Genomic DNA, 14,783 nt, shown 5'->3' on the forward strand with positions numbered 1-14,783 from the left:
GTCTCCTTCCGGGCCGCCTGATCGCCGTGGTGAGTTAAGAGTACACCTGACCTGTACTCCGCGTCGATGTAAAGGTCGAAACGACCATATTACTTGGTGGGGGTGTGGGTGTGGGCATGGGTGTGGGCATGGGCACGGTGGTGGCCGGTCGCCCGCGCCGACGGGTGGCTGCCCTCAGGTGCTGTGCTCGAGGACCCGGATCGCGAGCTGCACGCGGTTCGTCACGTGCAACTTGTCGAAGAGGCGACCCAGGTGTGTCTTGACCGTGGTGGTGCTCAGGTACATCGCCTCGGCGATCTCGGAGTTGGTGAGACCTTGGGCCACGAACTCGCCGACCTCCCACTCCCGTGGTGTGATCCCGACTGGCACTGCGGGCACTGAGGGCACTGAGGGCACTGAGGAGTCCGGCGTCAGGGACCGATCGGCTTCGATCGCCCACGTGACCAGACGCGTGAGCACCGGTGCGGAGAACTGAGGGCTCCCGCCCACGGCGCCCTTGATCGCCGCGATCACCTCTGCCGGTTGGGCGTCCTTGAGCAGGAAGGACACAGCACCCGAGCGCAGGGCCTCGAGGACGTACCCGTCGGTGTCGAACGCCGTCAACACGATGACCCGGGCACGAATGCCCTCGTTCTGCAGGCGGCGCGTCGCTTCCAGGCCGTCGCAACCGGGCATGCGCACGTCCATGAGCACGACGTCGGGATCGAGTGCGCGTGCCTGATCGATCGCCGTGGCGCCGTCGGTAGCCTCACCGACCACGCGGATCTCGTCGACCCCGTCGACCAGCATGCGCAGGCCTGCCCGCATCAGCGACTCGTCATCAGCGATGAGGACGCGGATCGGTGACGGTGCCTCGACCGAGGGCTCCTCCGTTCTCACGTGTGCCACGGGATCCTCACCTCCACCTCGAACTGGTCGTGCCGGGTGTGGCCCCAGCGAGCCGTTCCGCCGACGAGTCGGGCGCGCTCGGCGACACCCACGAGGCCGAATCCCGTCCCGAGCGTGTGCGGCTGCGAGCCTAGGGCTGGGTTCAGCGCACGCAGCACCAACTCGGTGCCGGTCAGTTCCAGCCGCAACGCGAGAGCGGCGCCCGGGGCGTGTTTACGCGCGTTCGTGATCAGTTCGGAGCAGATGCGCACCAGCGAGGTGCCCGTCGTCGGTGACTGCTCCTGAAGCGCGTGTGGCGTGGTCCCCCGCCAGGAGACGGCGACCTTCTGACCTGTGGTGCGTGCCTGGTTCGCGAGCGCATCGATGGTCGTTGCCACTGGCAGGGGATCAGTGACTCGCTCCCGCTCCTCGGAGCCCGGGTGGCTTGCGTACCGAAGGGTCGAGAGCACTTCCCGAAGCACCGCATTGGCCTCGCCAGCGCACGTGTGGATCGTCCGTGCCGCCTCTCGTATCCGCATTGGTGGAAGGTCGTTCCGGTGAGCGAGAGCGCCGGCATGGACCGAGATGAGAGAGAGCTGGTGCGAGAGCGAGTCGTGCATATCGCGGGCGATGGCGCTGCGCTCCTGTGCACGTGCGCGAGCGATGTCAGCCTCGCGCTCGCGGCGCGTGGCTTCACGGGCGCGTTCAGCGGCTGCGGCCTGGTGGCGCAACGAGGTGATCAGCGCGGCCCGGGTTCCACGAGCGCGGCCCCACATCAGGGCGGCGATCGCCACTGCGGCTACCGCCACCGCTCCGATCAGCCGCCATGTCAGCGGTTCGCCGCTGGAGAGCGGATGGACCCACGCCACGGCGAACGTCCCGGCGACCATGATCGCCACCACTGCGCCGTCCCACGCAGGTGAGCGGCGGCCCCCGATCCGCACCATCGCGACCATGCTCGCGGGCACACTCCAAGCGCTGAGGCTGCCCGCGACCACGAGCAACAGATTGCCGGAACGCGACCCTCGGACCGGACCTGACGCGATGCCTGCGACGAGGCCCACCAGCAGGTCGAGGACCATCAGTGCGATGATCGATGCGGCCGGCTCGGGCTCGTTCTCCTCGAGCGCCAGCCCGTATGTCGCGACGAAGGCGAGTGCTCCCGTCACGCAGCAGCAGGACGAGATCAGCACCGCCCGCGCAGTGCGGCGCGCTCGTGGTCCGAACCGCTCCACGCTCCGGTTGGGTGCGGCGACCGGCGTGGCGACGGAGATGGTCATCGCGCCAGCATAGGAATCGTCTGGGTGCCGCGAGATCCTCCGAACGGACGAGTTCGCCAGCGGGTCATCGAACCTGTCGGAGGATCCACGCGGTATGAGCGGTGCGCCATGGTGACCTGATGACACCACACCTCACCGGTCAGGTCACGGCTCCAGTCCCGGCCTCACGCCAGCAGCAGGAAGGATCAGTGCCCGCTCCTGTGCCGTACCACCGGCTTGCGCACCTGCAGCGGCGAACGTCGCGGTGGTGGCGCCCGCTCCTGACGTTGTTGCTCTCCGCGGCGTTGTGGTGCGGATTTCTGATCGTCGCAGGTCTGCTCGGGCTGCTGCTCTGGTGGTTGGTGCCGGGTCTGCCGCAGCCGACTCCGGGCCTCGACGACCCACGCAATCCGAGCGACATGCTCATCGCCTTCGGCATGATCGCCCTGCTCCTCCCGTCCGTGGTGCTCGGCAGCCGGTGGGGCGGTGGTGCGCCGCGGATCGTCCACTCGGTGCTCGGGTGCGTGCGATGGCGGCTGCTGCTGCGCGCAGGCGTGGTGGTCGTGCCGCTCTACGCGATCGTCTCGTGGACCTCCTTCCTGCTCGGCCCGCCCGCGGACGCCTCGATGCCGCGCCTCGACCTTTCGCTGGCGGCACTCCTCGTGATCGTGGTGGTGGTGGTGCCCCTGCAGAGCGCTGCCGAGGAGTATGCGTTCCGCGGCTTGCCGCAGCTGGCCCTGGGGACCTGGCTACGCTCTCCGGTGTGGGGCATCATGCTGCCCGTGCCGCTGTTCATCGTCGGGCATGGGTACGACGTGGTGGGCCAGGTGAGCGTGGGGATGTTCGCTCTTTGCGCAGGGTTTCTGGTCTGGAAGACCGGCGGCCTGGAGCTCGCCGTCGTCATGCACGTGGCCAACAATCTGCCGCTGGCCGTGATCGCTCCGCTCAGTCCCTCCTCGATGCATCAGGGTGCCGTCGATCCGGCGCATCTCCTGATCGACCTGCCCCTGACGATTGGCGTGACGGCCGGTCTGACACTCTGGGTGTCGCGGATCCACGGCCTCAGAGTGCTCGAACCGCTCCGCGGTCCTGGTGCCTCGCCGTCGTGATGCATCGCCTCGCCGGCGATGCATCGTCTCCCCGGCTCCGGGCTCTACGATGGGAGCAGCCGAACCACACCGCTGAAAGGTCCGTGTCAATGACGTCCCGCTTGCGCCGTATCGCCGCACCCGCTGTGGCCGTGATCACCGCCGCCCTGCTCGCTGCCGGGTGCGCCGGTCAGCCGGGCGCAGCAGCCGTGGTGGACGGTGAACCGATCACCGAGTCTGACCTGACCGACGCCTCGACCACACTGGCCCCGTTCCTGCAGGAAGGGGTGGCCCCCGCAGCCCTGCTCGCGGCCATGATCCAGGCCCCCGTGCTGATGGACATCGCTGCCGAGCGTGGGATCGCCATCTCCGCCGATCAGGCGCAGCAGCAGTTGGCCGCGAACGCCGAAGCGGGTGGGATCGAGGTGCCGGAGGAGTACTCGCCGGAGACGATGGAACTCGCGCGGTACCTCTTCCTCGTGAATATGGTGAACCAGAGCCCGGATGCCCAGGCCATCAACGAGGAGTTCGCCGCCGAGCTGGCCGAGCTCGATGTCGAGGTGAGCCCCCGTTACGGAACCTGGAATCCCGATCTTTCCCAGGGATCGACCATCCAGGCCACCGCGCCAGAATGGATCGCGCCCGTCGCGCCAGAGCAGGCATGACCGGGTTCGGCGGGGCCCGCTCCACGGACGTTCCGCTCGATGACGACGTCCCGGGCGACCCCCTGCGAGCCGCCGTTGCGGTGATGGACCGTCTCCGGTCCCCGGGCGGCTGCCCGTGGGATGCCGAGCAGACGCACGCCTCACTCGCTCCGTACTCGATCGAAGAGGCGCACGAGGTGGCCGAGGCCGCCGAGAACGGCGACCGGGAGCACCTGCTCGAAGAACTCGGAGACCTGCTGCTGCAGGTGCTGTTCCACGCCCGGATCGCTGCTGAGGGGAGTCTGGGAGAACCGTTCACCATGGACGACGTTGCTCGCGGACTGGTCGCGAAACTCACCTCCCGGCACCCGCACGTGTTCGGCACGGGTGCTGGCAGCGCGTCCGGGCAGGGCGAGAGCAGCGCTGTGACAGCCTCGGATGTCAACGAACGCTGGGAGCAGCTCAAGGCGGCGGAGAAGCAGCGCACCTCGCTCCTGGACGGCATCCCCACCTCCATGCCCGCCTTGGCGCGCACACAGAAAGTGGTGCGCCGCGCTCAGCGTGCCCAGGTGCCCCTTCCCGAACCTGGTGAGGACCTGGCAGGGCGACTGGACGCCGTCGTGCGGGATGCGGTGGCTGCCGGGGTGGACGCTGAAGCGCTGCTACGGAAACGGCTACGCGTGCTCGAAGACGTGGTGCGCCAGGCCGAGCGCCCGGGTGTGCCATCTGCCGAGACTCGCGCGCCCTAGCAACGCTCGCGCTATTACAGTAGTCCGTGGACACCGCCGACCTCGCGTGACGCGGGGCCGGTCCCAGAAATCCATGTGAAGGAGTCACTGTGGCCAGTATCGAGGCCGTCGGAGCACGCGAGATCCTCGACTCTCGTTGCAACCCGACCGTTGAGGTGGAAATCGCCCTGGAGGACGGTTCGTTCGCACGCGCCGCTGTTCCCTCCGGTGCCTCCACCGGTGCATTCGAAGCCGTGGAGCGCCGGGACGGCGACAAGGGCCGCTACCTGGGCAAGGGCGTGGAGAACGCCGTCGCCGCTATTACCGAGACCATCGCCCCGGAGATCCTCGGCCTCGACGCCGCGGACCAGCGTCACCTCGACCAGACCCTGATCGACCTCGACGGCAGCCCGAACAAGGGCAAGCTCGGCGCGAACGCCATCCTCGGCGTCTCCCTCGCCGCTGCCCGCGCCGCCGCCGAGAGCGCCGACCTCTCCCTCTTCCGCTACATCGGCGGCCCGAACGCGCACGTGCTGCCCGTGCCGATGATGAACATCCTCAACGGTGGCTCGCACGCCGACTCCAACGTGGACATCCAGGAGTTCATGATCGCTCCGATCGGTGCGAGCTCCTTCAAGGAGGCGCTGCGCTGGGGTGCAGAGGTTTACCACGCCCTCAAGTCCGTGCTCAAGGAGCGCGGCCTCGCCACCGGCCTCGGCGACGAGGGCGGATTCGCCCCGAACCTGGAGAGCAACCACGCCGCGCTGGACCTGATCATCGAGTCCATCGAGAAGGCCGGCTACACCCCGGGTGAGCAGATCGCGCTCGCCCTGGACGTGGCCTCCACCGAGTTCTTCTCCGACGGCACCTACCAGTTCGAGGGCAAATCCATCACCCCGGCCGAGCTGATCAGCTACTACGAAGACCTCGTGGCCCGGTACCCGCTGGTCTCCATCGAGGACCCGCTGAGCGAGGACGAGTGGGACTCCTGGTCCGAGCTCGTCGCCAAGATCGGCGACAAGGTGCAGATCGTCGGCGACGACCTGTTCGTCACCAACCCCGAGCGCCTCGCCAAGGGCATCGAGACCAAGGCGGCGAACTCGCTGCTGGTCAAGCTGAACCAGATCGGTTCGCTCACCGAGACCCTGGACGCCGTGGAGCTGGCGCAGCGCAACGGCTTCACCGCGATGGTCTCCCACCGCAGCGGCGAGACCGAGGACACGACCATCGCCGACCTCTCGGTGGCGGTGAACGCCGGCCAGATCAAGACCGGTGCCCCGGCGCGCGGCGAGCGGATCAACAAGTACAACCAGCTCCTGCGCATCGAAGACGAGCTCGATGCGGCTGGCCGCTACGCCGGCAAGAGCGCCTTCCCGCGGTGGAAGGGCGCCAGCGCCTGAGCATGACGCTGCGGTAGTCATGCGGCGGCCGGCTACGGCACGCGCTGACGGCGGGTACCCACACGGGTGCCCGCCGTCACTGGTGTGGGGCGCAGGTGAGGTTGACCGGCGTGGATCGAGGCGGGTCGAACGTGCCTCAGCGACTCGCGCTCAGGCGATACCCCGGATCGGCGGGCGAGTGGGCGACCATAGGGACATGCCTGCCCGCCGTCCGCCCGCGCCGCGTACTCGCGCGTCCGCCGGCTCGGGCACGGGCACGGCCACCACATCGCGCACGTCCCCGGCACGCACCACACCACCCCGTGCGAGCGCTGCGCGCACCGGCAGTACCGGACGCGGACGAGGGTCCGGCCCCGCCCGATCGGGCACACGCTCGACCCCGAGCCAAGCCTCGGCTCGCCCGCGCGGCAAACCGGCACCCACGTCCTCGACAGCGCGACGTGGCTCCCGCGGGAGTGCTGTTCACGAGGAGGTCGATGAACCTCGCCAGATCACCGTGCGTGGCCTGGTGCTGTTCGTGGTGATCCTGATGGCGTTCATCGTGCTGGCCCCCACCTTGCGTGCCTACGTCTCGGTGCAGGAGGAGAGCCGGGACCTGGCCGCGCAGATCTCGGCCACGCAGGAGCGCAACGCTCAGCTGCAGGCCCAGATCGACCAGTGGAACGATCCCGTCTACATCCAGTCCCAGGCCCGGGACCGACTAGGATTCGTGATGCCGGGCGAGACGCCGTACCGTGTGGTCGATCCCGAGATCGTGACCGGGGAGGAACCGGCCGGTGCCGACGATCAGGGTCCGGTCTCGGTGCCTCCGACCGGCCCGTGGTACCTGACCGTGTGGGACTCGGTGCAGGTGGCCGGTGAGGTCGATGACTGACGAGCGGAGCACAGTGACGGACGAACAGCTGTTGCCCGGTGACCTGGACGTGGTGGCCGAGCAGCTCGGGCGCGAGCCGCGGGGAGTGGTTGCGGTGGCGGCACGGTGCGTGTGCGCTCGCCCGCTGGTGGTGCGGACGCGACCCCGCCTGGACGATGGCACGCCCTTCCCGACCTCGTTCTATCTCACCTCGCCAGGAGCCGTGGGCGCGGTCAGCACCCTCGAGGCGAACGGCGTGATGCGGGAGATGACCGACCGGCTTGGCGAGGACGAGGAACTGGCGGCGGCCTACGGGCGCGCGCACGACGACTACCTGCGTCGCCGGGCCGAGCTCGGTGAGGTTCCCGAGATCGACGGCATCTCCGCCGGTGGCATGCCCACCCGCGTCAAGTGCCTACACGTGCTCGTCGCCCATTCCCTCGCCGTCGGGCCCGGCATCAATCCGCTCGGGGACGAGGCCCTGGCGATGATCGCCGAGACCTGGCGTCCCGACCGCTGCACCTGCTGAAGCGCTGCCCCTGACGGCGTCCCCGGCGTTGGTGAGGGAAAGGGGCCGTCGTTGGTCGGCGGGCATGGCAGGCTTGGTCTGTGACTCGAGTGGCTGCCATTGACTGCGGGACGAACTCCATCCGGCTCCTGATCGCCGATCGATCTGACGGCGTGCTCAGTGACGTGTTGCGGCGGATGGAGGTGGTCCGGCTCGGTCAGGGCGTCGACCGGACCGGCGAGTTCGATCCGGCGGCGTTGCAGCGGACGCTGCAGGTCACCCGCCGGTATGCCGAACTGTGCGAGGAGCACGACGTGGAGGCGGTGCGCTTCGTCGCCACCTCCGCCACCCGGGATGCCCGCAACCGGGCTGTCTTCATCGACGGGGTGCGGGATGCGCTCGGTGTCCAGGTGGAGGTCATCTCCGGGACGGAGGAGGCCGCGTTGTCCTTCGCCGGTGCGGTCAGCATCCTTGACGAGAGTGCTGCCTCGGACCGGCTCGTGGTCGACATCGGTGGCGGGTCGACCGAGCTGGTTCTGGGGGGTGGGCAGGTGCCCGACTCCTCCATCTCTCTCGACATCGGGTGCGTCCGGATGACCGAGCGTCACCTGCACGACGACCCGCCGACGGACGCTCAGATCACCTCGGCCATCGTCGATGTGAGGGCTGCGCTGGACGAGGCGGCCGCGGTGGTGCCCCTCGAGCGGGTGGGCACGATCGTGGGCGTGGCGGGTTCGGTGACCACGGTGACGGCGCACGCCCTCGGGCTGCCCAGCTACCAGCCCGAGCGGATCAACGCCTCCCGTCTGCCCATCGACGACGTCCGCGTGGCCTGTGCGGATCTGCTCGCCATGCCTCGCACCCGGCGCGAGGCGCTCGGATTCATGCATCCGGGACGCGTGGACGTGATCGGCGGTGGAGCGCTCATCTGGTCCGAGGTGCTGGCCCGGGTGGCCGCTGAGGTTCGGGGTGCCGGGGGAGTCCTCACCGAGGCGATCACGAGCGAACACGACATCCTGGACGGGGTCGCGTTGTCGGTGTCCAGCTGACATAGCCTCCGCGTCCGTGAGCCGTGGCCGCCCTTGAGCCGTGGTCCGGGCGGGGTGGCCCCTCAGCCAGCCTCGGTGATCCCCTCGTACAGCCCGATGGTGTTGCCATCGGTGTCGGTGAAGATCGCCCACCAGCTGGTCTCGCTGATCGGCTGCTTGTCCATCACGACCGTGCCGCCGAGAGCGGTGACCTTCGCCAGCGTCTCCTCGATCGAGTCGACCTCCACGTAGGAGCGGGGCTGGGTGAAGCCCTCCTCCCGCGGAGCCAGCCCGCCGCCACTGATCTTGTTGGGTGCCTGCCACATCGGATAGCCCTCGAAGCCGGGCATCTCGGCGATCTGCCAGCCGAACAGTTCACCGTAGAAGCGGGACGCCGCTCCGGTGTCGCTGACCGGGATGTCGATGTGGGTGATGTCGCCGTGTGCCATGGCACTCTCCTTGCCGGAACGGGTCGTCACCGCTGCAGTGACGCCATCACCGCCGAGTCTGGCACCGGGTACTGACATCGCACCAGAGGTCGGATGCTGGCAGGCCGGTGCGTAGACGTCCGTGGCTGTGGGCGCCGGACGGTAACCTGCTGGGTGTGAGCAACGAGATCGAGATCGGCCGCGGCAAGCGCGGCCGCCGCGCCTACTCCTTCGACGACATCGCCGTCGTGCCCTCCCGTCGGACGCGGGATCCCGAAGAAGTCTCCGTAGCCTGGCAGATTGATGCCTATCAGGTGGAGCTTCCCGTCCTGGCTGCACCGATGGACTCGGTGATGAGCCCGGAGACCGCGATCCAGCTGGGCGAGCTTGGCGGGATCGGTGTGCTTGATCTTGAGGGCCTGTGGACGCGGTATGAGAACCCCACCGCACTGCTGGAGGAGATCGCCCAGCTCCCGGCCGACGGGGCGACGGCGCGGATGCAGGAGATCTACGCGGCGCCGATCATTCCCGAGCTGATCACAGCCCGGCTCAAGGAGATTCGTGCGGCCGGGGTGACGGTCGCGGGAGCTCTCTCCCCACAGCGCACCCAGGAACACTGGCGCACGGTGGTGGACGCCGGGGTGGACCTCTTCGTGATCCGCGGCACCACCGTCTCGGCCGAGCACGTCTCCGGCAACGCCGAGCCCCTGAACCTCAAGCGATTCATCTACGAGCTCGACGTCCCCGTGATCGTCGGCGGAGCCGCCACCTACACCGCAGCCCTGCACCTGATGCGCACCGGTGCCGCCGGAGTGCTCGTCGGGTTCGGCGGCGGGGCCGCGCACACCACCCGACAGACCCTGGGCATCCACGCCCCACTGGCCAGCGCTGTCGCGGACGTCGCGGCTGCGCGCCGTGACTACCTGGACGAGTCCGGTGGCCGGTACGTGCACGTGATCGCCGACGGCGGTGTGGGCCGCAGCGGCGACCTCGTGAAAGCGATCGGATGCGGGGCGGACGCCGTCATGCTCGGCGCCGCCCTCGCCCGGGCCGCGGAAGCTCCGGGTCGCGGATGGCACTGGGGCCCGGAGGCGCACCACCCGCAGCTGCCTCGCGGGGAGCGGGTGCACGTGGGCAGCGTCGGGAGCCTCGAGGAGATCCTGCTCGGTCCCGGCAACCGCGCTGACGGGACGTTGAACATGTTCGGTGCGCTCCGCCGTGCCATGGCCACCACCGGATACTCCGACCTCAAGGAGTTCCAGCGCGTGGAAGTTGTGGTCTCGCCCTACTCGCCCCGGTGAGCACAGCGCCACAGGAGGCGTGTGCACCGAGGGCACCCTCGGTGGCCGCGGGCTATGAGGCCTAGGACGTCACTGTGGCGGCGGCGTCTCGGCTAGTTCACGGCATGAGGAGAGCGAGGGTGAGGAATCCAAGTGCGAGCGCGGGCAGGGCGCCTTGCACCGTCGCCGCCCGAGCCATCGCAGGATTCTTCGTCACCAGCACCACCGCCGCCAAGAGCATCGACCCGGCACCCGCATAGATCAGCGTCCGCCCGGCTCCCGCGGGGCCGGTGCCCGTCGCCACCAGGATCACCCCGATCGCGGTCGCCAGAGCCAGGAACAGGTTGTAGAAGCCCTGGTTGTAGGCCAGCTCCTTGGTGGCCTGCGCCTGCTCACGGGTGGTGCCGAAGGTCGCTCGCCCACGGGGCGTGTCCCAGGCGAACGATTCCAGAACGAAGATGTAGACGTGTAGCAGTGCGGCGAGTGAGGCGAGCAGGAGCGCGACCGTGAGCATGGTACGCAGCCTACGGCGCCGCGCGTCACCTACGGCGAATCGCAGGTGGAATACTGACGCGTGGCAGCGACAGGCCCGACCACGGAGCAGTGATGACGCAGGAGATCGAGTACCGCATCGAGCACGACACGATGGGTGAGGTGAAGGTCCCGAAGAACGCCACCTATCGAGCGCAGACCCAGCGAGCGGTGGAGAACTTCCAGATCTCCGGTAGCGGGATCTCCCGGCACCACATCGCTGCCCTGGCGCACATCAAGCGTGCCGCGGCGCAGGCCAACGCCGAGCTCGGAGTGCTCGACGAGGCACGGGCGCTGGCGATCGGCGGTGCCGCGGACCGGGTGATCGCCGGCGAGTTCGACCACGACTTCCCGATCGACGTCTTCCAGACCGGCTCGGGCACCTCCTCGAACATGAACACCAACGAGGTGATCGCCACCCTCGCCAGCACCGAGGCGCTCGACGTGCACCCGAACGACCACGTGAACGCCTCGCAGTCCTCCAACGACACCTTCCCCGCCTCGATCCACATCGCCGCCACGCAGGCCGTGATCGAAGAGCTGCTGCCGGGCCTCGAGGTCCTCGCCAGCTCGCTGGAGGCGAAGGCCGCGGAGTTCGCCGATGTCGTCAAGTCGGGCCGTACGCACCTGATGGACGCGACCCCGGTCACCCTCGGTCAGGAGTTCGGCGGGTACGCCCAGCAGATCCGCAACGGCATCGACCGGGTGAACGCAGCCTTGCCGCGACTGGCAGAACTGCCGTTGGGCGGCACCGCCGTCGGTACCGGGATCAACACCCCGCCCGGGTTCGCACCGCGGGTGATCGAGCTGATCGCCGAGCGCACCGGGCTGCCGCTGACCGAGGCGCCGAACCACTTCGAGGCCCAGGGCGCCCAGGACTCTCTCGTGGAGACGTCGGGACAGTTGCGGACCATCGCGGTCTCGCTGGTGAAGATCTGCAACGACATCCGCTGGATGGGCTCCGGTCCGCGCACCGGCCTCGGGGAGATCGCGTTGCCGGACCTGCAGCCAGGCTCCTCGATCATGCCGGGCAAGGTGAACCCGGTGATCCCCGAAGCCACGCTGATGGTCAGTGCCCAGGTGATCGGCAATGACGCCGCGATCGCGTTCGCGGGTGCCTCCGGGTCGTTCGAGCTGAACGTGATGCTGCCGGTGCTGGCCCGGAACATCTTGGAGTCGATCACCTTGCTCGCGAACGCCTCGACCCATCTGGCTACCAAGTGCGTGGACGGGATCACGGCCAACACCGAGCGCGCGCTGCAGCTGGCCGAGTCCTCACCCTCGATCGTGACGCCGCTGAACCGGCACATCGGGTACGAGGCGGCCGCGAAGATCGCCAAGCACTCAGTGGCCGAGGGGATCACGATCCGCCAGGCCGTCGAGGACCTCGGGTATGTCGAGCGGGGTGAGATCACCGCCGAGGTGCTCGATCAGGCGCTGGACGTGGCCACCATGACGCATCCCTGACATCTGACAACGGGGAGTGGCACCTACCGGCCGGTGGGTGACCGTGCCTGGCACCCACCGGCCGTGAACTAGCGTATGGACCCGCTCAGTGCTGCGCCTGGCGAGCCCTGAGTGCTCGCTGCATGTCGTCCAGCCCTTCGCGTACGTACCGCTTCGCGGCCGGGTTCGCTGAGGATGTCGCCAGCCACTGGCTCACGCGGTCCACTGCCTCGGCCGAGACGAGCGGGAGCGGGAACATGGACGTCAGGGCTGTCGAGGCACGTTGCACGCCCTTGTCCTCCCAGATGGTCTCGGCCGCCGTGAGGTACTTCTCCAGGTAGGGCGCGAGCAGGTCGGCCTGTCCGAGCGTGGCGAAGCCCAGGGCGATCTGGCGCTGGGTCTCGTTGGCCACGTCGTCCCGCTCGACGGCATCCCGCCATGCCTGAGCCTTGGCCGCAGCGTCGGGGCGGACGGCGCGGGCCATGCCGGCACGCTCCTGACCGGAGATGGTGTTGTCCCGTTCCAGTTCGGCGGTGATCTGTGCCTCCCCGGCGCGGTCGGTGCGCGTCAGGGCAGTCAGCAGTGCCCAGCGCAGGTCCGTGTCCACGGTCAACCCCTCGAGCACGACCGACCCGTCCAGCAGGCCGGCGATCAGGTCCAGGCTCGCACCGGTCTCGGCGCTGCCGGCCAGGGCGCGCGCGAAAGCCAGCTGATGGTCGCTGCCCGGCGCCGCCTGAGCGAGGAGGTCACGTACCCCGGTTTCCCAGGTGGTGCGCAGCTTCTCCCGCTGGTCCGGATCGGTGTAGAGCTCGATGGCGGTTCGCACGAAGACGGGCAGCCGGGAGACCGCTGTCAGGTCGGACTCGGTGCCGATACCGGTGAGCACCAGCTCAACGAAGGTGGCCGCGGGCATCTGAGCGTCGCGGGTCATGTCCCATGCCGCACCCCACAGGAGGGCGCGGGTGAGCGAGTCCGGGGAATCCTGGATGTGCGCCACCGCCGTAGCCAGGGAGCGCTCATCGAGGCGGATCTTGGCGTAGGTGAGGTCGCCGTCGTTGAGTAGCAGCAGGTCCGGCTGAGCCTTGCCCACCAGCTCCTCGATCTCGGTCAGCTCGCCGCGAACGTCCACCTCGACCCGTTCCCGCAGGGTGAGGGCGCCGTCGGCCAGGTCGTACAGGCCGATCCCGATCCGGTGACGGCGCAACGTGGGGAAGTCCGATGACGCCCCCTGGCGCACGGCAAAGGTCTCGTACGCTCCGCCGTCGGAGATGGTGAACTCTGGGGTGAGGACGTTCACGCCCGAGGTCTTCAGCCACTCATCCGCCCAGGACGCGAGCTCACGGCCGGAGGCAGCTTCCAGAGCCCGCAACAGGTCCGCGAACTCGGTGTTGCCGAAGGCGTGCTCGGTGAAATACGCGCGTAGGCCGGCGAGGAACTCCTCCAGACCCACCCAGGCCACCAGCTGCTTCAGCGTGGAGGCACCCTTGGCGTAGGTGATCCCATCGAAGTTGACCTCGACGGCCTCCAGGTCGTGGTTGTCCGCGGCGATCGGGTGTGTGGAGGGCAGCTGATCCTGCCGGTAGGCCCAGTTCTTGCGGGCATTGGTGAAGGCGGTCCACACCTCGGTGTACTCGGTGGCGCTGGCCATCGCGTGGTGCGAAGCCCACTCGGCGAAGGACTCGTTCAGCCACAGGTCGTCCCACCACTTCATGGTGACCAGGTCGCCGAACCACATGTGCGCCATCTCGTGCAGGATGGTGTTCGCGCGCTGCTGGTAGAAGGAGTGGGTCTGCCGGGAGCGGGGCAGGTACTCGTCGCGGAAGGTGACGGCGCCGGCGTTCTCCATCGCGCCCATGTTGTACTCGGGAACGTACAGCTGGTCGTACTTGCCGAACGCGTAGGGGACGCCGAAGGTCTCCTCGAAGAAGGCGAAGCCCTGCTTGGTGACGTGCAGCAGGGTCTCGACGTCCAGGTGCTCGGCGAGGGACTGGCGGCAGTAGTGGCCCAACGAGATGGTGCCGTGTGCGCCTTGATAGACGTCGAGCACCTCGTGGTACTCCCCGGCCACCAGAGCGGTGATGTAGGTGGACATCCGCTCGGTGGTGGGGAAGGACCACGTGGCGGTGCCCTCGCCGGCGGGGGCAGGCTCAGGGGTGGGTGCGTTGGAGATGACTCGCCACTGCTGCGGTGCGGTGACGGTGAAGGTGAAGACCGACTTCAGGTCGGGCTGCTCGAAGGTGGTGTACACGCGACGGGCATCCGGCACCTCGAACTGGGTGTAGGTGTAGACGCGATCGTCGGCTGGGTCGACGAAGCGGTGCAGTCCCTCGCCGGTGCGGGAGTAGGGGAGCGTAGCGCTCACGCGCAGCTCGTTCTGCTCCGCCAGCTCGCGCAGCAGGATCCGGGAGTCGGTGTAGACCTCGGCCGGGTCCAGGGCGGTGCCGTTCAGGGTGATCGAGTGGACCTCGGCGCCCACCAGGTCGGCGAAGGTAGCGGCGCCGGGGCGCGAGCAGGAGAACCGGATCACGGTGCTGCTCGCGAAATGGGTGTCCGAACCGGTCAGGTCCAGATCGATCGTGTAGCTGTCAACGGAGAGGAGCGCGGCGCGGGTAGCGGCCTCGTCTCGGGTGAGGTTGGTTCCAGGCATGGGGTCGATCTTGTCATGCGGGTGGGACAGGCGGGTGCGCATCGGGGATACGGAACGTCGGTACTGACCGGTGCTG

14 protein-coding genes are annotated in these 14,783 nt (G+C 68.6%); 9 read left to right on the forward strand and 5 right to left on the reverse strand.

Annotation, left to right across the window (positions count from 1 at the left end; genetic code table 11):
- Positions 1 to 174: 174 nt before the first annotated feature.
- Complete coding sequence (locus IM660_RS05175) at positions 175 to 888, reverse strand: response regulator (protein ID WP_246465154.1); 714 nt, start codon at positions 886 to 888, stop codon at positions 175 to 177.
- The gene (locus IM660_RS05180) at positions 876 to 2,147 is read right to left on the reverse strand and encodes a sensor histidine kinase (protein WP_193498328.1); all 1,272 of its coding nucleotides are present in this window, start codon (positions 2,145 to 2,147) and stop codon (positions 876 to 878) included. Before IM660_RS05180 ends, IM660_RS05175 begins: the two co-directional genes overlap by 13 nt.
- A gap of 119 nt (positions 2,148 to 2,266) precedes the next feature.
- Here IM660_RS05180 and IM660_RS05185 point away from each other — a divergent pair, with 119 nt between their 5' ends.
- From IM660_RS05185 to IM660_RS05215, 7 genes are all read left to right on the forward strand, one after another.
- Positions 2,267 to 3,235, forward strand: coding sequence for a CPBP family intramembrane glutamic endopeptidase (locus IM660_RS05185; protein ID WP_193498329.1), 969 nt, complete (start codon positions 2,267 to 2,269; stop codon positions 3,233 to 3,235).
- An 89-nt stretch (positions 3,236 to 3,324) separates the two neighbouring features.
- Positions 3,325 to 3,879, forward strand: a complete 555-nt coding sequence (locus IM660_RS05190) for a hypothetical protein (RefSeq protein WP_193498330.1) — start codon at positions 3,325 to 3,327, stop codon at positions 3,877 to 3,879.
- Positions 3,876 to 4,607 carry a nucleoside triphosphate pyrophosphohydrolase gene (locus IM660_RS05195; protein ID WP_193498331.1) on the forward strand — a complete coding sequence of 244 codons (732 nt, stop codon included), beginning with the start codon at positions 3,876 to 3,878 and terminating at the stop codon, positions 4,605 to 4,607. The genes IM660_RS05190 and IM660_RS05195 overlap by 4 nt, the downstream gene beginning before the upstream one ends.
- 89 nt (positions 4,608 to 4,696) lie before the next feature.
- A complete protein-coding gene (eno, locus tag IM660_RS05200) occupies positions 4,697 to 5,986 on the forward strand; it encodes a phosphopyruvate hydratase (RefSeq protein ID WP_193498332.1) in 1,290 nt (429 codons plus the stop codon).
- 196 nt (positions 5,987 to 6,182) lie between these two features.
- On the forward strand, positions 6,183 to 6,860 hold the full coding sequence (locus tag IM660_RS05205; RefSeq protein ID WP_193498333.1) for an FtsB family cell division protein: 678 nt from the start codon (positions 6,183 to 6,185) through the stop codon (positions 6,858 to 6,860).
- Positions 6,853 to 7,368 carry a DUF501 domain-containing protein gene (locus IM660_RS05210; protein ID WP_193498334.1) on the forward strand — a complete coding sequence of 172 codons (516 nt, stop codon included), beginning with the start codon at positions 6,853 to 6,855 and terminating at the stop codon, positions 7,366 to 7,368. Before IM660_RS05205 ends, IM660_RS05210 begins: the two co-directional genes overlap by 8 nt.
- A gap of 80 nt (positions 7,369 to 7,448) precedes the next feature.
- On the forward strand, positions 7,449 to 8,396 hold the full coding sequence (locus tag IM660_RS05215) for a Ppx/GppA phosphatase family protein (protein ID WP_193498335.1): 948 nt from the start codon (positions 7,449 to 7,451) through the stop codon (positions 8,394 to 8,396).
- 62 nt (positions 8,397 to 8,458) lie between these two features.
- On the opposite strand, the gene IM660_RS05220 is transcribed toward IM660_RS05215, so the two are convergent.
- Positions 8,459 to 8,824 carry a VOC family protein gene (locus IM660_RS05220; protein ID WP_193498336.1) on the reverse strand — a complete coding sequence of 122 codons (366 nt, stop codon included), beginning with the start codon at positions 8,822 to 8,824 and terminating at the stop codon, positions 8,459 to 8,461.
- A 155-nt stretch (positions 8,825 to 8,979) separates the two neighbouring features.
- Here IM660_RS05220 and IM660_RS05225 point away from each other — a divergent pair, with 155 nt between their 5' ends.
- Positions 8,980 to 10,104: a GuaB3 family IMP dehydrogenase-related protein gene (locus IM660_RS05225; RefSeq protein ID WP_193498337.1), complete on the forward strand. Its 1,125-nt coding sequence runs from the start codon at positions 8,980 to 8,982 to the stop codon at positions 10,102 to 10,104.
- 97 nt (positions 10,105 to 10,201) lie between these two features.
- Here IM660_RS05225 and IM660_RS05230 read toward each other — a convergent pair whose 3' ends face one another.
- Positions 10,202 to 10,597, reverse strand: a complete 396-nt coding sequence (locus tag IM660_RS05230; protein ID WP_193498338.1) for a DUF1304 domain-containing protein — start codon at positions 10,595 to 10,597, stop codon at positions 10,202 to 10,204.
- 92 nt (positions 10,598 to 10,689) lie between these two features.
- Here IM660_RS05230 and IM660_RS05235 point away from each other — a divergent pair, with 92 nt between their 5' ends.
- Positions 10,690 to 12,081 carry a class II fumarate hydratase gene (locus tag IM660_RS05235; RefSeq protein ID WP_193498339.1) on the forward strand — a complete coding sequence of 464 codons (1,392 nt, stop codon included), beginning with the start codon at positions 10,690 to 10,692 and terminating at the stop codon, positions 12,079 to 12,081.
- Between the two features lie 85 nt (positions 12,082 to 12,166).
- Here IM660_RS05235 and pepN read toward each other — a convergent pair whose 3' ends face one another.
- Positions 12,167 to 14,707, reverse strand: a complete 2,541-nt coding sequence (gene pepN / locus IM660_RS05240) for an aminopeptidase N (RefSeq protein WP_193498340.1) — start codon at positions 14,705 to 14,707, stop codon at positions 12,167 to 12,169.
- Positions 14,708 to 14,783 lie beyond the last annotated feature (76 nt).

The organism is Ruania alkalisoli, from assembly GCF_014960965.1.
Lineage (GTDB): Bacteria > Actinomycetota > Actinomycetes > Actinomycetales > Beutenbergiaceae > Ruania > Ruania alkalisoli.

What these genes read in the sequence shown, in the direction of transcription:
- IM660_RS05180 (WP_193498328.1), bottom strand. Translation starts at nt 2,147, where the DNA reads ATGACCATCTCCGTCGCCACGCCGGTCGCCGCACCCAACCGGAGCGTG.
- IM660_RS05185 (WP_193498329.1), top strand. Translation starts at nt 2,267, where the DNA reads ATGACACCACACCTCACCGGTCAGGTCACGGCTCCAGTCCCGGCCTCA.
- IM660_RS05190 (WP_193498330.1), top strand. Translation starts at nt 3,325, where the DNA reads ATGACGTCCCGCTTGCGCCGTATCGCCGCACCCGCTGTGGCCGTGATC.
- IM660_RS05195 (WP_193498331.1), top strand. Translation starts at nt 3,876, where the DNA reads ATGACCGGGTTCGGCGGGGCCCGCTCCACGGACGTTCCGCTCGATGAC.
- IM660_RS05205 (WP_193498333.1), top strand. Translation starts at nt 6,183, where the DNA reads ATGCCTGCCCGCCGTCCGCCCGCGCCGCGTACTCGCGCGTCCGCCGGC.
- IM660_RS05210 (WP_193498334.1), top strand. Translation starts at nt 6,853, where the DNA reads ATGACTGACGAGCGGAGCACAGTGACGGACGAACAGCTGTTGCCCGGT.
- IM660_RS05220 (WP_193498336.1), bottom strand. Translation starts at nt 8,824, where the DNA reads ATGGCACACGGCGACATCACCCACATCGACATCCCGGTCAGCGACACC.
- IM660_RS05230 (WP_193498338.1), bottom strand. Translation starts at nt 10,597, where the DNA reads ATGCTCACGGTCGCGCTCCTGCTCGCCTCACTCGCCGCACTGCTACAC.
- IM660_RS05235 (WP_193498339.1), top strand. Translation starts at nt 10,690, where the DNA reads ATGACGCAGGAGATCGAGTACCGCATCGAGCACGACACGATGGGTGAG.
- pepN (WP_193498340.1), bottom strand. Translation starts at nt 14,707, where the DNA reads ATGCCTGGAACCAACCTCACCCGAGACGAGGCCGCTACCCGCGCCGCG.